The sequence below is a fragment of the Clostridium sp. AM42-4 genome (assembly GCF_003480105.1).
Classification (GTDB): domain Bacteria; phylum Bacillota; class Clostridia; order Lachnospirales; family Lachnospiraceae; genus Brotaphodocola.
This window is the reverse complement of sequence record NZ_QUIK01000007.1, coordinates 142,070-164,938: the sequence shown is the minus strand read 5'-3', so window position 1 is coordinate 164,938 and position 22,869 is coordinate 142,070. Positions and strand designations below refer to the sequence as shown.

Annotated in this window: 19 protein-coding genes and 1 riboswitch; of the genes, 15 read left to right on the top strand and 4 right to left on the bottom strand. The window is 49.3% G+C overall.

What is annotated here, in order from left to right; all coding sequences use genetic code 11:
* Positions 1–39: 39 nt before the first annotated feature.
* Positions 40–351, bottom strand: a complete 312-nt coding sequence (locus tag DW922_RS07695) for a hypothetical protein (protein ID WP_243032117.1) — start codon at positions 349–351, stop codon at positions 40–42.
* 255 nt (positions 352–606) lie between these two features.
* Here DW922_RS07695 and DW922_RS07690 point away from each other — a divergent pair, with 255 nt between their 5' ends.
* From DW922_RS07690 to feoB, 6 genes are all read left to right on the top strand, one after another.
* The gene (locus tag DW922_RS07690) at positions 607–900 is read left to right on the top strand and encodes a hypothetical protein (protein ID WP_118726236.1); all 294 of its coding nucleotides are present in this window, start codon (positions 607–609) and stop codon (positions 898–900) included.
* The gene (locus tag DW922_RS07685) at positions 840–1,304 is read left to right on the top strand and encodes a HipA domain-containing protein (RefSeq protein WP_118726235.1); all 465 of its coding nucleotides are present in this window, start codon (positions 840–842) and stop codon (positions 1,302–1,304) included. Before DW922_RS07690 ends, DW922_RS07685 begins: the two co-directional genes overlap by 61 nt.
* 44 nt (positions 1,305–1,348) lie before the next feature.
* On the top strand, positions 1,349–1,702 hold the full coding sequence (locus tag DW922_RS07680) for an HIRAN domain-containing protein (RefSeq protein ID WP_118726234.1): 354 nt from the start codon (positions 1,349–1,351) through the stop codon (positions 1,700–1,702).
* 29 nt (positions 1,703–1,731) lie between these two features.
* On the top strand, positions 1,732–3,720 hold the full coding sequence (gene uvrB / locus DW922_RS07675) for an excinuclease ABC subunit UvrB (protein WP_118726233.1): 1,989 nt from the start codon (positions 1,732–1,734) through the stop codon (positions 3,718–3,720).
* A gap of 87 nt (positions 3,721–3,807) precedes the next feature.
* Positions 3,808–4,047: a FeoA domain-containing protein gene (locus tag DW922_RS07670; protein ID WP_118720911.1), complete on the top strand. Its 240-nt coding sequence runs from the start codon at positions 3,808–3,810 to the stop codon at positions 4,045–4,047.
* The gene (gene feoB / locus DW922_RS07665; RefSeq protein WP_118726232.1) at positions 4,040–6,115 is read left to right on the top strand and encodes a ferrous iron transport protein B; all 2,076 of its coding nucleotides are present in this window, start codon (positions 4,040–4,042) and stop codon (positions 6,113–6,115) included. Before DW922_RS07670 ends, feoB begins: the two co-directional genes overlap by 8 nt.
* Before the next feature lie 99 nt (positions 6,116–6,214).
* Here feoB and DW922_RS07660 read toward each other — a convergent pair whose 3' ends face one another.
* Positions 6,215–7,174, bottom strand: a complete 960-nt coding sequence (locus DW922_RS07660) for a DUF5688 family protein (RefSeq protein WP_118726231.1) — start codon at positions 7,172–7,174, stop codon at positions 6,215–6,217.
* A gap of 283 nt (positions 7,175–7,457) precedes the next feature.
* Between DW922_RS07660 and DW922_RS07655 the strand changes: the two genes are divergently transcribed.
* From DW922_RS07655 to metK, 4 genes are all read left to right on the top strand, one after another.
* Complete coding sequence (locus tag DW922_RS07655; protein WP_118726230.1) at positions 7,458–9,932, top strand: hypothetical protein; 2,475 nt, start codon at positions 7,458–7,460, stop codon at positions 9,930–9,932.
* A gap of 170 nt (positions 9,933–10,102) precedes the next feature.
* Positions 10,103–11,395: a UDP-N-acetylglucosamine 1-carboxyvinyltransferase gene (locus tag DW922_RS07650; protein ID WP_118726229.1), complete on the top strand. Its 1,293-nt coding sequence runs from the start codon at positions 10,103–10,105 to the stop codon at positions 11,393–11,395.
* Positions 11,396–11,677: 282 nt separating this feature from the next.
* Positions 11,678–12,709 carry a hypothetical protein gene (locus DW922_RS07645; RefSeq protein ID WP_118720915.1) on the top strand — a complete coding sequence of 344 codons (1,032 nt, stop codon included), beginning with the start codon at positions 11,678–11,680 and terminating at the stop codon, positions 12,707–12,709.
* A gap of 164 nt (positions 12,710–12,873) precedes the next feature.
* Positions 12,874–12,993, top strand: a riboswitch (SAM riboswitch).
* A 92-nt stretch (positions 12,994–13,085) separates the two neighbouring features.
* Entirely contained in the window at positions 13,086–14,273 is a 1,188-nt protein-coding gene (gene metK, locus DW922_RS07640) for a methionine adenosyltransferase (protein WP_118726228.1), read from the top strand.
* A gap of 106 nt (positions 14,274–14,379) precedes the next feature.
* On the opposite strand, the gene DW922_RS07635 is transcribed toward metK, so the two are convergent.
* Entirely contained in the window at positions 14,380–14,727 is a 348-nt protein-coding gene (locus DW922_RS07635; protein ID WP_118720917.1) for a NusG domain II-containing protein, read from the bottom strand.
* A 79-nt stretch (positions 14,728–14,806) separates the two neighbouring features.
* On the opposite strand from DW922_RS07635, the gene DW922_RS07630 reads away from it, so the two are divergent.
* From DW922_RS07630 to DW922_RS07610, 5 genes are all read left to right on the top strand, one after another.
* A complete protein-coding gene (locus DW922_RS07630) occupies positions 14,807–15,352 on the top strand; it encodes a Gx transporter family protein (protein ID WP_118720918.1) in 546 nt (181 codons plus the stop codon).
* 255 nt (positions 15,353–15,607) lie between these two features.
* Positions 15,608–17,116, top strand: coding sequence for a UDP-glucose--hexose-1-phosphate uridylyltransferase (gene galT, locus DW922_RS07625; protein WP_118726227.1), 1,509 nt, complete (start codon positions 15,608–15,610; stop codon positions 17,114–17,116).
* A gap of 222 nt (positions 17,117–17,338) precedes the next feature.
* Positions 17,339–19,048, top strand: a complete 1,710-nt coding sequence (locus DW922_RS07620) for an acetolactate synthase large subunit (protein WP_118726226.1) — start codon at positions 17,339–17,341, stop codon at positions 19,046–19,048.
* 368 nt (positions 19,049–19,416) lie between these two features.
* Positions 19,417–20,463: an FAD:protein FMN transferase gene (locus tag DW922_RS07615; RefSeq protein WP_118720919.1), complete on the top strand. Its 1,047-nt coding sequence runs from the start codon at positions 19,417–19,419 to the stop codon at positions 20,461–20,463.
* A 111-nt stretch (positions 20,464–20,574) separates the two neighbouring features.
* Positions 20,575–21,507 (top strand): DMT family transporter, encoded by a 933-nt coding sequence (locus tag DW922_RS07610; protein ID WP_118726248.1) that lies wholly within the window; start codon positions 20,575–20,577, stop codon positions 21,505–21,507.
* Here the strand turns inward: DW922_RS07610 and DW922_RS07605 are convergent.
* The gene (locus DW922_RS07605; protein ID WP_118726225.1) at positions 21,494–22,840 is read right to left on the bottom strand and encodes an MATE family efflux transporter; all 1,347 of its coding nucleotides are present in this window, start codon (positions 22,838–22,840) and stop codon (positions 21,494–21,496) included. The genes DW922_RS07610 and DW922_RS07605 overlap by 14 nt on opposite strands.
* Positions 22,841–22,869: the final 29 nt, after the last annotated feature.

The following is a 22,869-nucleotide window of genomic DNA, read 5'->3' as shown; positions in this document are numbered from 1 at the left end:
CGGCAACTCACACGGCCCTATTAAAGTGAAATAAATTTATTAGTTCGCAGCAGTGGTCTCCTCAGCTGCTTCCTCAGAAGTCTCCTCCTCGGAAGACTCTTCAGCCTCGTCAGATTCCTCCTCAGAAGCATCCTCAGCCTCAACAGACTCCTCCTCAGAAGCCTCTTCCTCAGAAGACTCCTCAGCCTCGGCGGACTCCTCTGCAGTAGTCTCCTCTACAGTGGTCTCTTCTACAGTAGTCTCTGCAGCAGTGGTCTCCTCTTTGGTGCCGCCGCAAGCGGTGATTCCCATAGCTACCACAGCAGCAGCTACAACAGCGATCATGGATTTGTTAAATACTTTCTTCATCATAATTTTTTCCTCCTCTGTCCCTTAGGACAAGAATATACTATAGCGGGAAAATGTGTCCAAATTATGTTCGAAAAATAAAAAAATATAAAAGTTCTTATTAAATTATTAAGAAAAAAGGAAAATATATTGTATTTCTTGCGCAATTGCAATAATTTACCAGTTATGCTATGCTGATTAAGATATAATTTTTACAAAATGAAAGGTTTTAATTTATGAAACCTGATCCGTTTTGAGACGGAAGGACTGGACTTTGTCATGACAGCCATGTTTGCCGTTATCTTTTTAGAACAGTGGTTAAAAGACAAGCACCACATCAGTGCCTGGGCAGGTCTGATTGCCAGTGTGGGCTGTCTGGTCGTCTTTGGCCCGGACCAGTTTTTGATTCCGGCGATGATCTGTGTGCTATATGGTGCTGGTGCAGATTGTGTTCTAACAAAACTGAAACAAAACAGAACTTATGTTCGAAAATACTGTACTTTTTATGAGACATATGCTATAGTAATATTTATAGAAGAGTTGAAACAACAGATCATGTATCAGAATGCTTAGCATCGCAAATAGCACAATTACTCGGGTTACCATGTGCAAAGTTTGAGTTAGGCGTTTATCATGGGCGTGAAGGCTCTATGAGCTATAATATCATACAACGGGATTCTCAGATTTTGTTAGAAGGAATTCATTTTATTACGTCGCTATATCCAGAATATGATCCGGAAAAATTTATGGACCGGGTGTCTGGAAACAAATATTCCATAGAAATGGTACTACAGTCTATACGAAAGTTTGTACCAGTCGAAGATTTTTTGGATATGGTTATTTTCGATTATCTGATCGGAAATACAGACAGGCATCAGAATAATTGGGCCATTGTTGAAGAAAATGGGAAAATGACGTGGTCTCCGCTTTACGATAACAGTTCTTCTTTCTTTGATCTTAAAATTTTTACTCAGTAAAACAGAAATGATGAAATTAGTCTATTTCGGAAAGCAGGAGTGATATGTCACTGAAAAATGGTAAAGATTATTTGTATTTAATTTGGAAGTGCCCTACGTCAAGAAGGCATTATCTTGGATGCGGGGGAGAAAATTGTGAAAAGTCAGTGCCCTTGCACCACGATGAAGAAGTTTTTTTAAAAAAAGAATCGGAAAATATCTACGACAAAACTGCAATCTGTGTAATGGATCAAGAGCAGAGAGTATTGGGGTATGTTCCAAGATATTATACCCAGGCTTTTGGGAGTTTTATGGACGAAAAACGCCTGGATAAGTGTTATATTTCTAATGTAGAAAAGCAAACCCATTGTGATGTATGTGTGAGTGTCACCGTAAAAATTGATGGTAAGCAGAGTTAAAAAGTTACGATTCACATTTTGGAGGAATTATGGATCATTTTCAGTTACATTCCGAGTATCAGCCCACCGGCGACCAGCCGCAGGCTATTGCTGAGCTTGTAAAAGGGTTTCGGGAGGGCAATCAGTTCGAGACATTGCTGGGTGTGACGGGCTCCGGTAAGACCTTTACCATGGCGAATGTCATTCAGGCATTGAACAAGCCAACGCTCATCATTGCCCACAATAAGACGCTGGCGGCGCAGCTTTACGGGGAAATGAAGGAATTTTTCCCAGAGAATGCCGTAGAATATTTTGTATCTTATTACGATTATTATCAGCCGGAGGCTTACGTTCCGTCCACGGACACTTACATTGAAAAGGATTCCGCCATCAACGACGAGATCGATAAGCTGCGGCATTCCGCGACTGCGGCACTTTCCGAGCGGAAGGATGTCATCATTGTGGCATCGGTTTCCTGTATCTACGGTCTTGGTTCCCCGATCGATTACCAGGAGATGGTGATCTCCCTGCGTCCGGGCATGGAAAAAGATCGGGATGAGGTGATCCGCAAGCTGATCGATATTCAGTACACCCGCAACGACATGGATTTCCACCGCGGTACGTTCCGCGTGCGGGGCGATGTACTGGAAATCTTTCCGGCGTATTCCGACAGTGCGGCATACCGGGTTGAATTTTTCGGGGACGAGATCGACCGGATCGTGGAGATCGACACGCTGACCGGAGAGGCAAAGCTGCAGTTAAACCATATTGCCATCTTCCCGGCATCCCATTATGTTGTGCCGAAAGAGAAGATGCAGCTTGCCACGGAAAATATTCTGGAAGAACTGAAAGAGCGTGTGGCTTTCTTTAAGAGTGAGGATAAACTGCTGGAAGCACAGCGTATCTCGGAGCGCACTAATTTCGATGTGGAGATGATGCGGGAGACCGGTTTTTGTTCCGGCATTGAGAACTATTCCCGGCACCTGACGTTTGGAAAACCGGGGGAGCCGCCGTGGACGCTGATCGATTATTTCCCGGATGATTTCCTTATCATTGTAGATGAGTCTCACATCACGCTGCCGCAGGTGCGCGGTATGTATGCAGGGGACCGTTCGCGAAAGACCACGCTGGTGGATTATGGCTTCCGCCTGCCATCGGCGCTCGACAACCGTCCGTTAAATTTTACAGAGTTTGAGAGCAAGATCGACCAGATGATGTTTGTCTCCGCAACACCGGGCCCTTACGAGGCAGAGCATGAGCTCCTTAGGGCAGAGCAGATCATCCGCCCGACCGGCCTTCTGGATCCGGAAATCTCTGTGCGCCCGGTAGAAGGGCAGATCGATGATCTGGTGGGCGAGGTCAACAAAGAGGTGGCAGCGCATCACAAGGTCCTGATCACCACACTGACCAAGCGCATGGCAGAGGACTTAACCGATTATATGAAAGAAATCGGAATCCGGGTCAAGTACCTGCATTCTGACATCGACACGCTGGAACGTGCGGAGATCATCCGCGATATGCGTCTGGATGTGTTTGATGTGCTGGTCGGCATCAACCTGCTGCGAGAGGGTCTGGATATTCCAGAGATCACCCTGGTCGCAATCCTCGATGCAGATAAAGAAGGCTTCCTGCGCTCGGAAACATCGCTCATTCAGACGATTGGCCGTGCGGCCCGGAACTCTGAGGGGCATGTCATTATGTATGCGGATACGGTCACGGATTCCATGCGGGTGGCAATCGAGGAGACGAACCGCCGCCGCCAGATCCAGCAGGCGTACAACGAGGAACATGGCATAACTCCGACCACCATCAAGAAAGCGGTGCGGGACCTGATCGCAATCTCCAAGGCAGCGGAGAAGGATGCTTCGGCAGATGAAAAGGATCTGGAGTCCATGAGTGCCAAGGAACTGAACAAGCTGGTAAAAGAAATCCAGAAGAAGATGCATCAGGCCGCTGCAGAGCTAAACTTCGAGGAGGCAGCTGTGCTGCGTGACCGGATGCTGGAAGTGAAACAGGCACTGCTGGAACTGGAGTCTTAAAAATATACCCTTATTGACAAAATTTATCAATAAGGGTATATTTTTATGTACTGGTTACTAATTGCTAACTATAAGGAGTTGTTTTCTATGAAATTGAGTGAAGGAATCATTGGCCGCACCTACCGTGTAGACAGTGTGGCTGTGAATGAGACGATTACCAGACGTCTGGAGGCACTCGGAGTCAACAGCATGACACCGGTGACTCTTTTAAACAAGAAAGGAAGCGGTTCCGTGATCTTTAAGGTGCGCGGTACAAGGCTGGCTGTGGGTAAGCGCATCAGTGACGGAATCGAGATTTCAGAAATGGAGGTGCGAAGCCATGACTGAGATGCAGCAGAACAAAGATAAGGCAGGACAGCCGGAAAATCCAACGGAGAAAAGCGCGAACCAGTCTGGTAAAAAAACAGACAACCGCGAAATCCGTGTCGGTTTCGTCGGAAACCCGAACTGCGGAAAAACGACGCTCTTTAATGCGTTTACCGGCGCGAATCTGAAGGTGGCAAACTGGCCCGGTGTTACGGTAGAGCGTGTGGAGGGCCGCACCAATTATAAGGGAAGACCGATCAAGGTCATTGACCTTCCGGGCATTTACAGCCTGACTTCTTACACGATTGAGGAAATTGTAACCAGACGCTGCATCGAGGAGGGTGAGGTTGACGTCATCATCAACGTGGTGGATGCGTCTTCCCTGGAGCGAAACCTCTACTTAACCTTACAGCTTCTGGAACTGAAAAAGCCGGTTATTCTGGCACTGAACATGATGGATATCGTGGAAGAACGCGGCATGGAGATCGACCTGCACCGCCTTCCGGAGATGCTGGGCGGAATCCCGGTTGTCCCGGTTTCTGCAAGAAAGCGCACCGGACTGGATGTTCTGATGCACGCAGTGGTCCACCATTACGAAGAGGGACCGCAGGGCATCGTAGTGCATTACGATCAGGAGATTGAAGAAAAAATCACGCAGATTGAAACAATCCTCCGGGCAAAATACGGCGATATGGAAAACATGCGCTGGCATGCCGTAAAGCTTCTGGAGCAGGACCCGGAGGTCATGAAAGACCATCCGGTGGATATCAGCCATATCGCAGGGAAAAACTACGAAAAAGATATCATCAACGAGAAGTATAACTATATCGAAGAGGTCATGGAAGAATGTATGGTGGGCCGGGACGAAAAATCGGCATCGACAGACCGCATCGATTCGTGGCTGACACATCCGGTGTTTGGTGTTCCAATCTTTCTCGGAATTATGGCGCTGGTGTTCTTCTTAACATTTACTGTGGGAGATTTCTTAAAGGGCTATTTTGAGATTGGACTGGAATGGTTTTCCGGGGCACTTCTGGCGGCTATGCAGCATGTAGATGCTTCAGACTGGCTGATCTCTTTGGTAGTCGATGGTATTGTAGCCGGTGTGGGCGGTATCCTGACCTTCCTGCCGAACATTTTCATCCTGTTTCTGGCATTGGCGTTTCTGGAAGACAGCGGATATATGGCACGTGTTGCTTACGTCATGAATGAGATCATGGGCCGTGTCGGACTGTCCGGCAAGGCATTCCTTCCGATGCTTCTCGGTTTCGGCTGTACTGTTCCGGCGGTTATGGCAACCAGGGCGCTGGCGACAGAGCGTGACCGCCGCCGCACGATCCTGATTACCCCGTTTATGTCCTGTTCTGCAAGACTTCCGATCTATGTGCTGTTTGCAGAGATGTTTTTTAAGGAGCATGCGATGTTAGCGGCGTATTCCCTGTATGTGATCGGTCTCATCGTTGCGATCACGATCGCCTTTATCCTTCATAAGCATGAGAAGAATAAGGATGAGGATACGCTTCTGATCGAGCTTCCGGAGTACAAGACTCCGAATGCCAGAACCGTGGCAATCTATGTATGGGATAAGGTAAAGGATTATCTGACCAAGGCCGGAACCACGATCTTTGTGGCATCCATTGTACTTTGGTTTGTGTTGAATTTTGGCATTCACGGTTACGAGACCGATGTAACCCAGAGCTTTGCGGCAGCGATCGGCCGGCTCTTAGTTCCGATCTTAAAACCGGCGGGACTTGGCACCTGGCAGATTGCGGTAGCGCTGATCTCCGGACTTTCCGCAAAAGAGGTGGTGGTATCCAGCTTTTCCGTATTGTATGGAATCAGCAATATCAACTCTGCCGCCGGAATGGCAGAGCTGTCCAAGGTGCTTGGAATTGCCGGGTTTGGTATGGCGAATGCCTATGCACTTTTGGTATTTTGTCTTTTGTATTCCCCGTGCGTGGCTGCAGTGGGAACCATCCGGCGTGAGACAAGATCCTTAAAATTTACGATCTGGATGGTATTGTTCCAGATCGTTCTGGCGTGGTGCTTTGCCGTGATCATTTACCAGGCCGGAAGCCGGATCTTCTAAAATATCTCAATGACGGAGCCGATGCGTCAGACAGGAACATCCAGCGGGAGGGGAATGCACCGGACGCGTCAGACAGAGATACCGGAAAGGCGAAATGCATCAGGACAGTGCCGATGCTCCGACCAGCTCCGGTGCATTGGAAACGACCTTCAGGCTTCCATCCTTCCGGCTGAACAGGTAAACCTGGTTGGAAAGCTGTTCTTCCGGGGAAACTTCCTGGCGGTTGATGGAAGTAACCATGGAGCTAAGGTCTTCATAAGAAGAATCTTCCAGATTTGGTGTGAGAAGGACTTCGTGGACACTGGATGGCAGAAGGATCAGATCTGCCTGAAGGTGGTCTGCGAAGTCCTTCAGTACGTTCTGGTAGACCATGCAGCTTGCACCGTAAAGGCCATTGCTGTTGCTGAGCACATAAAGCGGTGCAGCATCGTCGGAGTCCAGCAGATCCTGGATCAGTTCCGGGTCGTAGTGCTCTCCCATATTTTTCTGTGCGATCTCCTTGAGCAGGTCAGCCATGCTCTGGATCTGGGCCGGGTATTCCCGCGGAGTGTTGCGGCTGGCTGCATTCCACAGGTCGTTTACGGATACATTCCAGCGTTTCATATGTTCATTATGAATGAGGGCGGTCATCTGGCCGGCCTCATTGCGTTCCAGAAAAACAAAAAATACAATGGAAAGATCCAGATAGGGAAGGTGTGGCAGATCGTTTAAGAGCACCTGGTTAGACGCGCTATGAATGATCCGGAACATGATCCGGGAGCGGAGTTCAGAAAAGTTTTCCAGGGAATCTGGCTGAAGAAAGGCAGGAGACGGGGTGGTGCGGTAGAGCTTTAAGATGTCGAGGACGATCTCGTGAATATCTGTTCCGCGCTGGTACTGCTCGTAGTAGGGATTTAAATAAATGGTGGGTGCGACTGGAGAGCCGGGGCTCTGGATGGTCAGTCCGTCGAGGGTAACACCGTTGTTTTTCGGAAGCGGGCGGAGCGTGAACTGGTAAGCATCGCCTAAAGCCTCCTGAAGTTTGTTGGTTACTGTTTCCAGAAATGCTTCGTATATCATAAAAATACCTCCAGATAAGATAAAAAATAAGCAGGCTTGTGTTTGTAAGTAAAATGGGAACATAATAAAAATAAAATAGATAAAACAGGAAATATAGAAAACAAGAATTTTTTATTATGAATAGATGGAATGTGTAAATCTATTATAAAGGATGGGGGACATTATAGCAAGCGAAAATTAAGAAAACATTTTCTTGTGGGGAACAGGAAAACAAGGTAAAATAAGGAAGCAACGATAAAAAAGATTAATTGGAACAATATAATAATAAGGAAATCAGAACTATATGAATCACATCGTAAAACGAATTGCAATTTTATCCGGTGTATTCGCGGCGGCGCTGGGCGTCTTTTTTTTCGCGAATAACCGATGGAACCGCGGCCAGGAGCAGGCCGTATATATAGATATGGAAGCAGCAACGCTTCCGAGCGTTACAGTCCAGATGCTGGGCCGCGACATGAACCGTCTTTATGGTTACCGTCAGGAAATGAATTCTGTAGCAGCGGGGGAGACACTGACGATCCTTCCGCCGGACCGGGCATTGGAGCTGAACATTGAGGGGACCGGGGTTACCGGGATCAGCTATGAGGTACGCAGCATGGACCGGGCGCGTCTGGTGGAAAAAACAGAGGTGCCGGACTGGCAGCAAACGGAAAACGGCATCACTGCGATACTTCCTATCCAGAACCTTCTGACAAAGGAACGGGAGTACCAGCTAAAGCTCCAGCTCGATACAGAAGCTGCAGGGCCGGTCTATTATTATACCCGGATCCTGTGGACCGATGCGCAGGAGCATGCCCGCGCCATGGTAGATCTGGCGGCGGACTTTTCCATGAAAACCTTTGATTATGAGCAGGCAAGAAGCCTGACAACCTATCTGGAGAGCAGCCCGGCAGAGGACAACACGACCTTCGGGCATACGTCTATCCACTCCAGCTTTTCCCAGCTGACCTGGGGAAAACTGGGAATGCAGCCGGAAGAGCCGGTGGAGATCCGCTTAAAGGAGCTAGATGGTGTCATGTGTGGAATCCAGCTTTCCTACCGGGCAAAGCGCCAGGACGAGGAAGGCACGGAAACCTATGAGGTTGAGGAAGACTTCACCATGAAGTGGAATGAGCTGCGCATTTACATGATGCAGTATGACCGTACAGTAAACCAGATCTTTGCCGGGGACCGCAGCGAGTTTTCCGGAAAGCGAATCCTGCTTGGTATTACAGGGGATGACCGGATCGAATTAGTAAAAAGCGCAGGAGGCAGGGTCAGCGTTTTCCGTGTAGACCGGGATCTGTGGAGCTATGAGCCCGGGGCACGGCGTGCGGTGCAGATCTTTTCCTTCCGGGACGATGACAGCACGGATGTGCGCTGTAACTACGACCATCATGACGTAAAGATCCTTTCCGTGGAGGACAGCGGAGACGTGGACTTTCTGGTGTATGGCTACATGAACCGCGGAAACCACGAAGGGGAAAACGGAATTGCCGGGTATCATTATTCAGCCGGGGATAATGCACTGGAGGAACGCTATTTCATTCCGTATTCCGGCTCCTATGAGCAGCTTGCGGCAGACATGAACCAGCTTGCCAGCCAGACCTCCGGCGGTATGCTTTACCTGTATGTGGATCATGCAGTGTATGGAATCGATATGAACAGCCGGGAAAATATGGTTGTGGCAGATTCCCTTGAAGAAGGAACCTTTGCAGTAAGCAGCGATAAAAAGCGTATTGCCTGGCAGGAGGGATCCCTTTACGGATCGAAGGTCCTGCACCTGATGGATCTGGAATCCGGGGAAAACCGCGATGTCCGTTCCGGGGACGGGGAATATGTCCGCGCCCTTGGCTTTGTAGGGCGGGATCTGGTATATGGCACAGCCAGGGAAGAGGACAGCTGGCTGGTGAATGGCCGTACAGAGAATCTTCCTATGTATAGTGTCCACATCATCAACGACCAGATGCAGGAGGAGACTAGCTACGAGAAGAACGGCTATTACATTTCAGAGGTTACTGTAGATGAGAGCCGGATCCATTTAAAGCGTGTCATGAAAACCGGGGCACACAGCTATTCAGACAGCCCGGAGGACACCATTGTCTGCAATGCAGAGCTGGGAAATGGAAAGATGGACGGCATCGGCTGGTTTGCATCACCGGAGAAGGAGCGCGTGTATTTTGTGCAGCTCGATGAGGAAATCAAGAATGGACGGAGTGTCCGCATCCAGGCACCGAAGCGGGTGAGCTACGAACAGTCCGACCGTCTGGAGTTAAAGTCCAACTACCAGCTTTCGGATATGGAATTTTATGCATACGGAAGCGGCCATCTCTTAAAGGTGACGACCGATTTTTCAGAGGCACTTTCACTGGCCTACGACCAGATGGGGTTTGTGACGGATAAGGACCGCAATGTGCTGTGGAACCGCGTAAAGCGCGGGAATATCAGAAACATCCGCGACCCACAGTCTGTGTTTGCACCGCTGGCCCGTTATCTGGATGATTTTACGGGAAATACGGTTTATGAAAATGAAAAGCTTGCGGTATTAAATGCAAGGGGAAGCAGTCTGGCACAGATGCTTTACTTCATAGACCAGGGAATCCCGGTGGCAGCGTATACTGGGGAAGGACAATATCTGGTCCTTTGCGGCTTTGACCAGTATAACATCACCGTGTATGATCCGCAGACGGGAGAAACCTATAAGGCCGGTCTCAACGACAGCACCGAGTTCTTCCGCGTCCGCGGCAATGACTTTATCTGTGCGGTAAATCTGCCATAGGATCTCATAGGGGATTTTCAGTTCAGAAAATCCCTGCCTGTGAACAGCAATGAGTGTATACAAAAACCACAGGCTTATCGGAGTTCTACTTTACAAAATCGGAATCTGTGGTATAATCATAAAGATTTAATAGAATCGTAAAGGTTTACTTTTGATTATAGAGGTGTGTAATGAATCAGTATATTATGAAAGGCGGCAGTCCGCTGGTCGGAGATGTTGTGATAAGCGGAGCGAAGAATGCAGCGCTTGGCATTCTGGCGGCTTCCATTATGACAGATGAAGACGTGATCATTGAAAATCTTCCGGATGTGCGGGATATCAATGTTCTTCTGGAGGCAATCCAGGAGATCGGTGCCCGGGTGGACCGGATTGACCGTCATACGGTAAAAATCAACGGATCAACCATCCGCGAGGTGTCGGTCGATGACGAATATATCCGCCGCATCCGTGCATCCTATTATTTTATAGGTGCACTGCTGGGCAAATATAAGAGTGCGCAGGTTCCGCTTCCTGGCGGCTGTGACATCGGCAGCAGACCGATTGACCAGCACTTAAAGGGCTTCCGGGCTCTGGGCGCGAAGATTGAGATCGAGTGCGGAGCAGTTCATGCCCACGCGATCGATCTGGTGGGTGCCCATATTTACCTGGACATGGTTTCTGTAGGTGCAACCATCAACATTATGATGGCAGCAGCCATGGCAGAGGGCATGACCATTATTGAGAATGCAGCAAAAGAGCCGCATGTTGTAGATGTGGCAAACTTCTTAAACAGCATGGGTGCAAACATCAAGGGTGCAGGAACCGATGTGATCCGCATTCGCGGTGTCAGGACTCTGCATGGAACCGATTATTCCATCATTCCGGACCAGATCGAGGCAGGTACATTCATGTGTGCAGCAGCGGTCACCCGGGGCGATATCACCGTAAAAAATGTCATTCCGAAGCATCTGGAGGCTATTTCCGCAAAGCTCATTGAAATCGGCTGTGAGGTGATCGAGGGCGATGACGAGGTCCGTGTGGTAGGCAGACCGAAGCAGCACTCCACCAACATCAAGACTCTGCCATACCCTGGCTTCCCGACCGACATGCAGCCGCAGATGGCGGTAACGCTTGCCTTAGCAGAGGGCACCAGCATGATTACCGAGAGCATTTTTGAGAATCGGTTCAAATATGTGGATGAACTGGCCCGCATGGGTGGAAGCATTAAGGTAGAAGGCAATGTAGCCGTGATCGACGGTGTGAGAGGCTTTACCGGGGCCCGCGTGGAGTCTCCGGATCTGCGAGCAGGTGCAGCACTGGTGCTTGCCGGGTTATCGGCAGAGGGCTACACCGTGGTAGACGAGATTGGCTATATCCAGCGTGGCTATGAAAAATTTGAGGAAAAGCTCCAGGCTCTTGGTGCTGCCATCGAAATGGTAGACTCCGAGAAGGAGGCACAGAAATTCCGCTTAAAGATTGGCTGACCAAATACAGGCTGTCTGTTTTATCAGGATAGGATGAACGGACAGCCTGTTGTGTTATATGGCATACCGGCGGCTTGCCGGTAAATGGATCAGGACCCTGACAAGACATAAGAAATGCGCAGATTTGGTAAGAATTGTAAACAAATCGTTAAATTCTGTAGAGAATTTGTCATGTTCTGGACACAATCTGTACACGTTTTTCCGGTATCCTATAAGTAATCAAAAAGCAAACCAAGGGTATACGGATCAAAAAATCAAGAGTGTGTAAAAGGAGGAAGCATTATGAAGTTATGGAAAAAGGGACTTGCCGGTTTTATCGGCGCGGCATTGTTAAGTGCTCTTGCAGTGGGTTCTGCATTTGCAGCAGAGAGCCGCACCAAGATCACCAGTGTCAGCATTACCATCGATTCCGATATTACCGTGGGAGACAGCGGCGGAAGTGTAACAGCCAGTGCAAATGGCAGCAATTATGACGTTACCGACGTAGACATTGTAAACGATGATGGAGAGTGGGTAGACGGCGATGTGCCGAGAGTGGAGATCACACTGGAGGCAGATAGTGACTACTACTTCAACTCCATGACTAAGGCAAAGGTTACCTTAAAAGGTTCCAAGGCAACTTACGTTTCTTCCAGAAGACAAGATTCCAGCTCCACACTGATCATTACCGTAAAGCTGGATAGTCTGGAAGGTACCATGGAAATCGACGATGTAACCTGGCAGAACGACAATTCCCCAATTGCAACCTGGGAGACTACTTCAGGCGCAGTAAGCTATCAAGTGCGTCTGTACCGTGGCAGCAGCTCTGTAGGAAGTGCAGTGACCACAAGCAACGAATATTACAACTTCGCTTCCAGCATTACCAGAGAGGGTGAATATTACTTTAAGGTACGTGCGACCAACAGCAACAACAAAAAAGGTGACTGGTACGAGTCTGATTACATCTATGTAGACGATGAGATGCTGGCAAACATCAAAGCCGGTAATTACAATAACGTAACCAACTCTTCCAGCTCAGGAAGCACTGCCAATTCCCCGGCCAGCAGCCAGCAGGCATCCTGGATCAAGGACAGCGTGGGCTGGTGGTACCGCTTCGCAAATGGCACCTACCCGACTAATGGCTGGCTCCAGATCAATAACCAGTGGTATTGCTTCGACAGTGTAGGATATATGCGTACCGGCTGGATCCAGGCAGGAGACGGCAAGTATTATTACTGCGACCTGACCAACGGCAACATGCTGACCAACACCTGGACCCCGGATAACTACTATGTAGACGCATCTGGTGCATGGGTACAGGGTAAAATCCGCTAAAGAATCAATAAAGATCATTGGGGACCGCGTCATTGCGCGGTCCCTTTTTTCTCATTTATACAAATATCACGAGAAACCCCTTGACAAGCCTATAGGGTATCTGCTAAGATATGACACGCAGCTATGCTCATGGCTGTGTAACTGACAACTGAAAAGTGCGTAATCCCTTATTCAGAGTGATGGAGATACAAAGGATCTGTGAAGTCACGGCAACCCCTCACGAAATGCCACAGGCAGGAGCGTGCGGAAGGTGCCAACCTGAGCGAGAAATCGAGCAATAAGAGGATTTGATCAATCAGAAATCAAGTCCGCGGCGTTGCTACGGACTTTTCTTTTTGTTTTATTTCAATATTATATTATTCTAAGGAGGATTTTCATGGAAAAGTTACTGTTTACTTCCGAGTCCGTTACTGAGGGACATCCGGACAAAATGTGCGATGCAATCTCCGATGCAATCCTGGATGCGCTGATGGAAAAAGACCCGATGAGCCGTGTAGCGTGCGAGACCTGCACCACCACCGGTCTGGTTATGGTTATGGGCGAGATCACCACCAATGCTTATGTGGATATTCAGAAGATCGTGCGCGAGACCGTCCGTGAGATCGGCTATGACCGTGCAAAATATGGCTTTGACTGCGATACCTGCGGTGTGATCGTGGCACTGGATGAGCAGTCCAAGGATATCGCGCTTGGCGTAGATACCGCACTGGAGAAAAAAGAGAACACCATGGATGATGATGCACTGGATGCCATCGGTGCAGGTGACCAGGGTATGATGTTTGGTTTTGCAACCAACGAAACTGAGGAGTACATGCCGTACCCGATCGCACTGGCTCACAAGCTGGCCCGCCAGCTGACCAAGGTCCGCAAGGACGGAACCCTCCGTTACCTTCGTCCGGATGGAAAAACCCAGGTTACCGTAGAGTACGATGAGAACGGTAAGCCGAAGCGTCTGGATGCAGTCGTTCTTTCTACCCAGCACGACGAGGAAGTAACCCAGGAGCAGATCCATGCAGATATCAAGAAGTATGTATTCGACGAGATTCTTCCGGCAGAGATGGTAGATGCAGAAACCAAATTCTTCATCAACCCGACTGGCCGTTTCGTAATCGGTGGACCGCACGGAGACAGCGGACTGACCGGACGTAAGATCATCGTAGACACCTACGGTGGATACGCTCGTCACGGCGGCGGCGCATTCTCCGGTAAGGACTGCACCAAGGTAGACCGTTCCGCAGCATATGCAGCACGTTACGTTGCAAAGAATATCGTAGCAGCAGGACTGGCTGACAAGTGTGAGATCCAGCTCTCCTATGCGATCGGTGTAGCACATCCGACCTCTATCATGGTAGACACCTTCGGAACCGGAAAGCTTTCTAACGAGAAGCTGGTTGAGATGATCCGTGAGAACTTCGACTTAAGACCGGCTGGCATCATCAAGATGCTTGACCTGCGCCGACCGATCTACAAGCAGACCGCAGCATACGGTCACTTTGGCCGCACCGATGTAGATCTTCCGTGGGAGAAGCTCGACAAGGTTGAGGCACTGAAGGCATATCTCTAAATAACAATTTAGCACAGTAAGTATCAAATGGGCGAAAGTTTCCACAGCCGCCATGCATGGCGGCTGCGGGAACTTTCGCCCCTCGTTCGTTATCGTGCGATATTCTTTACTCCGGCGCCACAACCTTTGCGATCACGCGGTTTGGCAGGCAGACGATCAATTCTCCGTTCTGTGATACACGTCCCTGGTGGACACAGACTTTATCCGGGCAGGAGGCTTCGCTGAAGTAAGCAGTTCCGTTTTCGATGATCAAATGATTTGTGCCGCCATTTACTCCGTCTATCATGGTGTCGGTATCTTTGGTCAGATCAAACGTTTGTGTGACGTTTCCGTCTACCGTAATCTGCAGCTGTGCGGCTGGCTTTTGATGCAGGGTATGGTTGATGAAAAAGCCTGCAGCGGCAACCACAAGAATGAAAAGGACCAGAATCAGTTCCCGTTTCTTTTTTGTCATGGAAACACCTCTTTCTGAAAAGTACAGATAATGATATAATGGTGTCGCAACTATAGCACAGATATAAGGAGAAGTCAATTTGGAAAACAGTAAGAAGGAAGGGCGTGCCAAGGGGCACAATCCTGCAGAAAAAGTGGCTTTATACGGCATCCTGATCGCCCTGGCTTTTATATTCAGTTACGTGGAAGCCCTGATACCGCTTCCGGTGCCGGTTCCGGGCATGAAGCTGGGACTGGCCAATCTGGTTAATGTCGTAGGGATTTATACGGTGGGAGCGGCAGGAACAATTGCAGTAGGACTGATCCGTATTGTTATGGTCGGATTTACGTTCAGTAATCCAGGAAGTATGCTGTATGCGCTGTCTGGCGGAGTTTTAAGCCTTGCAGCCATGGCACTGGCAAAGAAGATGGACTGGTTCGATAAAACCGGAGTCAGCATCCTGGGCGGTGTGTGTCACAACATTGGCCAGCTTTCCATGGCGGCATGGATCACCGGGACAGCTAGTGTGTTTTCGTATCTGCCGGTTCTTTTAGTGGCTGGCGTGATCACTGGAGCAGTCATTGGTCTTTTGGGAGGTCTGGTGACGGAGCGGATCGCACCGGTGGTTTCTGGAATGAAGAGGTAAAAAATGGTAACTCCTGTTGTGTGCTGTAAGGCAGAGTGGACGAAAAAATCATACAGCAGAGAAATTCGTAGACATGCTAAAGATTATTCTATAGAATTCCGCAGAAAAAATGATTATACTGAGTCTATAAGCTGTCTGGAGCAACTGGAACAAAAGGACCGTTGCAAGGCAGGAAACAAGAGGTTTATAGTAAGTGTGTGGCAGTGCTGAGGGGCAACAAAGAACTGTCATGCGTGAAAATGGGGAGGCAATCGTATGGTTTACACTGCAATCAAAAAACTGGTGCAATATGGTCTGGATACTGGGCTGATCACAGAGACAGACCGCATTTACGCAACAAACCAGCTGTTAGAGGCATTGAAGCTTGAGGAATATGAGGAGCCGGAGGAAACTTTTGGTGAGATTAATCTGGAGGAAACATTAAAAGAACTTCTGGATTATGCCTGTGAACAGGGCATCATCGAAAACAGCATTGCTTACCGCGACCTGTTTGATGCAAAGCTGATGAATTGCCTGATGCCGCGCCCGTCGGAGGTGGAGCGTGTGTTCTGGACCCGTTACCAGGAGGGCGGTCCGGAAGCAGCTACGGATTATTTCTACAAGCTGAGCCAGGATTCGGATTATATCCGCCGTTACCGTGTATGCAAGGACCAGAAGTGGGTGACCAGTACACCATACGGCGATCTGGACATTACCATCAACCTGTCCAAGCCGGAGAAGGATCCGAAGGCCATTGCGGCTGCAAAACTGGCAAAACAGAGTGGTTACCCGAAGTGCCTGCTCTGCATGGAAAATGAGGGATATGCCGGACGTTTAAACCATCCGGCAAGAAATAACCACCGCATTATCCGCATTACGGTGAATGAGAGCCGCTGGGGCTTCCAGTATTCCCCGTATGTATATTATAATGAGCACTGCATTGTCTTCAATGGTCAGCATACCCCGATGAAGATCGACCGCTCTGCGTTCGTGAAGCTGTTCGATTTTGTAAAGCAGTTTCCGCACTATTTCCTGGGATCCAATGCTGATCTGCCAATCGTAGGCGGTTCGATCTTAAGCCACGATCATTTCCAGGGCGGTCATTATACATTTGCCATGGCGAAGGCCGGACTGGAGCAGGAATTTACGATTCCTGGTTTTGAAGATGTCCAGGCAGGCATTGTGCACTGGCCAATGTCGGTACTGCGTCTGCGTGGAGAAAAGCCGGAGCGCCTGATCGACCTGGGCGAGAAGGTGTTAACGGCATGGCGCAGCTACACCGATGAAGACGCATTTCTTTATGCGGAAACGGATGGAGAGCTTCATAACACCATTACGCCGATCGCGCGCAAAAATGGGGCTTATTATGAATTGGATCTGGTGCTGCGCAACAACATCACAACAGAGGAGTTCCCGCTGGGCGTTTACCATCCGCACCAGGAGCTGCACCACATCAAGAAAGAGAATATCGGTTTGATCGAGGTGATGGGTCTTGCTGTCCTTCCGTCCCGCTTAAAGGACGAGCTGGCAAAGCTGGCTGATGCGATCGTAGAAGGCAAAGACATCCACTCCGATGAAGTGCTTGAAAAGCATGCGGACTGGGTAGACGAATTCCGCCCGAATTATGCTTCGATCACCCGCGAAAATGTAGATGGAATCCTGCGGGAAGAGGTCGGAAAGGTATTTGCACGCGTTCTGGAGGATGCAGGAGTGTACAAGTGTACGCCGGAAGGCAGAGAGGCTTTCGGACGGTTCCTGGCATCGGTGGGATTTGAAAAAAAGTAAAAAATAAAATTGCCATGATTCTTTGGAAGTGACGGTTTTTCTGCCGGATTTTGCCGCAGCAGAGGACCGTCACTTTATTTTGTTCAGCAACAGCTTATGAAAGTGAAAAAACGGGATGATTACAATAAAAATGTTGTGAAATAGGAAAGGAAAATGATGCTTGTAATTGTGAACGGACAGAACTATAGTACAGAATCATAAAAGCGTGGGAGGAAAGTCATCATGGAAAAACAGCAGATTCAGACCGAAAAAACAGATACAGAGAAATCTCAGGACACTCCAAAACCGCAGAGAAATGCGGCAGACCTTCTGGTAGAGTGCCTGCAGGAAGAAGGCGTGGAATACATATTCGGTATTCCGGGCGAGGAAAACCTGGCCGTGATGAATGCCATTGACCAGTCACCGATCAAATTTATTACGACGCGCCATGAGCAGGGCGCGGCATTTATGGCCGATGTCTATGGAAGACTGACCGGAAAAGCCGGTGTGTGTCTGGCAACGCTGGGACCGGGTGCCACGAACCTGGTAACCGGCGTGGCAGATGCAGACAGTGACGGCGCACCGCTTGTTGCCATAACCGGGCAGGTGGGAACCGAGCGGATGCATATTACCGGACATCAGTTCCTGGATCTGACAAAGATGTTTGAGCCGATCACCAAACGGACCAAGATGGTGGTGCGGCCGGATACCGTTGGCGAGATCGTGCGCCTGGCATTTAAATATGCAGAGAGCGAAAAGCCAGGTGCAACCCACATCGATATGCCGGTGAATGTAGCGAAAATGCCGGTACCGGATGGAGAAAGACCGCTTCACAAAAAGATTGCGCCAAAGGAATACGCAGAGCTGGATACTGTGCAGGATGCAGCTGGCATGATCTTCCAGGCGAAGAATCCGGTCATTCTGGCAGGAAGCGGTGTTGTGCGTGGGCATGCTGCGAAGGAACTGACCGAGTTTGCTACCAAACTGAAAATTCCGGTCATCAATACCATGATGGCAAAAGGTGTCATCCCGTTCGATAATCCGTATTCCATGTGGACGATCGGTATCCCACAGAAGGACTATCAGAACAAGATCATGGAAGATGCAGATCTGGTGATCGCAGTTGGTTATGATATTGTGGAATATGCACCGGCAAAATGGAATCCGGAAGGAAAAATCGATATTGTCCATGTGGATATGCGCCCGGCCCACATCAATAAGCTGTATCAGCCGGAGGTTGAGGTTGTTGGCGATATTGCCGATTCCCTTGTTCAGATCGGAAGAAGAACGTCCAGACGTCAGGAACCGGAGCGCGCCCTGGAGATCAAAAGGATGATGGTAGAGGAGCATGAGTCGTATGTGGCAGATGATTCCTTCCCGATGAAGCCGCAGCGGATCTTAAATGATGTCCGAAAAGTGATGGGACGGGAAGACATTGTGATTTCCGATGTAGGCGCCCATAAGATGTGGATCGCCCGTCACTATAACTGTTATGAACCGAACACCTGCATCATTTCCAACGGATTTGCAACGATGGGAATCTCGGTTCCGGGAGCGATCGGAGCAAAGCTGGTTCATCCGGAGAAAAAGATTCTGGCAATATGCGGAGACGGTGGTTTTATGATGAACTGCCAGGAATTTGAGACAGCCCTGCGTGCCAAAACTCCGTTTGTGACACTGGTCTTTAACGATTCCAGCTACGGCCTGATCAAATGGAAACAGATGGATCAGTACGGAAAGAGCTGCTGTGTAGATTTCACAAACCCGGATTTCGTGAAATTTGCGGAAAGCATGGGAGCCATTGGTTACCGCATTACCAAAGCAGAAGAACTGGTACCGACCCTGGAAAAAGCGTTCACACAGAAGGTTCCGGTCATCATTGACTGCCCGGTGGATTACGCGGAGAATACGAAGCTGACAGCGCACCTGAAGGAACTGATGGAAACGCTGTAGTGGCAGAACATTGTGAAAGAAGATGAACCCAATTCATTGTGCTCAGAAAAAAGGAACACAGGAATTTAGATCATCCTGTGTGAGAAAAGAAACAGATAAATAAATGGACGAAAAAAGAATGCTGGCTTTCCAACATTCTTTTTTTGTGCTATGATGAATTGGTCTGTGCGCTGGTCTGGAAATGAATTTCTGTGCAAATGCGGGCAAAGCAATGCAGAAATTGCGATGCCATGAAATGCAGAAAAACGCGAAAATGCAGTCTGTGCAGGTCTGGATAGCAGACGGATACGAAACAAGAAAAGAATAAGAAAAAGAAATGTTGCAGTTGTATCATATTTATGTGACTGTAGCAAAGAATCGGGTGAAACATGAAGAGAACAAGTTGCGTTCTTCTGGCGGCAGCCTCCGCTCTGTTACTGGCGGGCTGCTCCGAAAACGGGCAGAAGCTGACGGCTTACGATGCGCAGTATCTGGATTATTTTGATACGATCACAAGCATCACGATCTGCGCGGCGAGTGAAGAACAATTTCAGGAATATAAGAGTCTGGCAGAGGAAACGCTGGAAAAATATCATGAACTGTTTGATATTTATGACAATTACGATGGCGTGAATAACATCAAGACCATCAATGATAATGCGGGAATCGCCCCGGTAACGGTAGATCCGGAGATTCTGGATCTGCTGGAGTTTTCCCGGCAGGAATACGAGGAGACCGGCGGAAAGGTGAATGTGGCGATGGGAAGCGTGCTTTCTATCTGGCACGAATACCGGGAGGAAGGCATGGCAGATCCGGACAGTGCACGGGTGCCAGATCTTGTGGAGTTGGAAAAAGCAGCACAGCATACGGATTTCGAACAGATCCAGATTGACAGGGGAGCATTGACCGTGTATCTTCCAGACGAAGAAATGAGTCTGGACGTGGGAGCCATTGCCAAGGGCTATGCAACCAAACGTCTGGCAGAAACATTGAAAGAAGCCGGTGTCACTTCCGCACTTCTGAGCCTTGGCGGCAACGTGGAAACCATCGGTCTGAAGGCAGATGGCAAGCCGTGGCGGGTCGGCGTCCAGAACCCGGATACCAGCGCGGCAAAATCGTATCTGCATGTGTTAAAGCTTGCAGACACCTGCCTCGTTACCAGCGGAACCTACCAGCGTTACTATGAGGTAGATGGCGTTCGGTATCATCACATCATTGATCCGGATAGCCTGATGCCGGAAAATATCTATGACTCTGTTACCATCTTATGCAGCGATAGCGCAAAGGCAGATGCGCTTTCTACAGCGGTCTTCAATATGAAGCCGGAAGAGGGTATGAAATTTGTGGAATCTTTGGACGGAGTCGAAGCCTTGTGGGTATATCCCGATGGCAAAGAAACGCAGAGCAGCGGATTTGCGGCATATGTGGACCAGTAATTGTGACATAAGAAAATGCATACGATCCATGTAGGAACTGTGTGGGAGATGGTTTTGGGAAAGCAAGCCGCTGGAAATGAGAAAAAGGGAAATCGGAGGATACAAAAAGATATGGAACCATCAACACATAAATCGGGAAAAACCGCGAGAAACAGCTTTATGCTGCTTCTTGCTGCTCTTGTCTGGGGTGTGGCATTTGTGGCGCAGAGTGAAGGACTTAATTATGTAAAAACCTTTACCTTCAATACCTGCAGATTTTTGCTTGGCGGGGCAGTCCTGATCCCGTGCATCTTCTTTTTGCACGGAAGAAAAGACAGCATGTGGCAGACACTGACAGCAGAAGAAAAAAAGAAGCAGACCCGCATGGGAATCATCGGCGGCATCTGCTGTGGCACGATCCTGTGCCTGGCAAGCTGCCTTCAGCAGTTTGGCATTGGCCAGACAACGGTGGGAAAAGCCGGGTTTATCACGACACTGTATATCATCATTGTGCCGTTTATGGGCCTTTTCTTAAAGCGAAAAATCGGGCTGAATATTTGGATCAGCGCAGTGATCGCGGCAGTCGGCATGTACTTTTTATGCATCACCGAATCCTTCTCCATTGGAGCAGGAGACCGGTTGGTGTTACTTTGTTCCGTCGTTTTTTCTGTCCATATCCTGGTGATCGATTATTTTTCCCCGAAGGCAGATGGCGTCGTGATCTCCTGCGTCCAGTTCTTTACGGCAGGAGTGATCACGAGTGTGCCGATGCTCCTGTTTGACCATCCGACCTGGAGCGCGATCGTGGCAGCAGCAGCCCCAATCCTTTATGCGGGCGTTATGTCCTGTGGTGTAGGTTACACGCTTCAGGTCGTAGCCCAGAATGGCGTAGACCCGACGGTCGCATCCCTGCTCTTAAGTCTGGAATCCGTATTTTCCGTGCTGGCCGGTTGGATCATTCTGGGCCAGAAACTTTCCGGAAGAGAACTCTTCGGATGTGTCTTGGTGTTCGCAGCGGTATTGCTGGTGCAGATACCGACCGAGAAGCTGTTTAAAGTGAAGTAACAATATTGTTCGATATTTTCTTCAGGCAGTAAAAGCACGTCGGCGCAATATAACAGCACGCCGCGATCCAGGCGGTCTGGTCTGCAAAGCAGATGGCGGTATAACCAAAAGTGCCGACAAAAACCATGCACACGATGGTGCGGGCAATCATCTCGGTGACACCGGAGAAGAAAGCTCTTCCGGAATGTCCCAGTCCCTGCGTGACCATACGGGTGACATTTAAGATGCCGAGACTCCAGTAGAAATAGCCCATGCAGCGCAGATACTGTGCGGATGCATCGAGGACACCGGCGGCGTCTTTGCTCACAAAGATCATGGAGAGCGGACGGCCTGCAAAAATCAGGATGATACCGGCAAAAATTCCGTATCCAACTCCGACTGCAATGCCTTCCCAAAGTCCCTTGCGGATGCGGTCAAATTTTCCGGCACCATAGTTCTGGCTGCAGAAGACGGAAACCGAGGTGGCAATGGCATCAAACGGGCACATAGTAAACTGCTTGAGCTTTGCGCCGGCTGTGAATGCGGCAACGTAATCGCCGCCAAGTCCGTTGTTGGCTGACTGCATGACCATGCTGCCAATGGCGGTAATGGAATACTGCAGTCCGGTTGGGAGTCCCATGGAGAGCAATTCTGCGACAGCGTCTTTGCTGACCACGCGATTTTCTTTGGAGAGCCATAAAACTTCCACTTTCCGCACAATGACGATCAGGCAGAGAATTCCGCTGACTGCCTGGGAAGCAATCGTGGCAAAGGCCGCGCCTGCACATCCCCATCCTGCAACGATGATAAAAAAAAGATCCAGAAAAATATTCAGCACAGCGGAGAATGCAAGAAACAGAAATGGTGTCCGGCTGTCTCCGACGGCCCGCAGGATGCTGGAAAGGTAGTTGTAAAGCAGCGTAAAGGGCAGGCCCAGGAAAATGATCATCAGGTAGGAGTAAGCGTTGTCGTAAATGTCGCTTTTAACAGAAAGTACCTGAAGAATCCGCGGACAAAGCAGGGCGCAGAGTGCGGTGATGATACATGCAATGGCTGTAGTCACAATGGCACCATTGAAAATGATTTTTTTCATGTGCGCAAGATCACCCGCACCAAAATATTTTGCTACGGGAATTCCAAAACCGGTACAGCTTCCCATACAAAAGCCGAGGACCATGAACTGGACACTGGTGCTGGCCCCGACGCTGGCCAGTGCCTGTGCACCAAGATTCTGGCCGACAATGGCGGCATCAATGATATTGTAGGTCTGCTGCAGGAGGTTGCCGACCAGAAGCGGAAAGGCAAACTGCAGCATCACCCGTAAGGGGTTGCCTTTAGTCATAGAACTGGACATAGTAGAATCTTCCTTTTTATATTTATGGT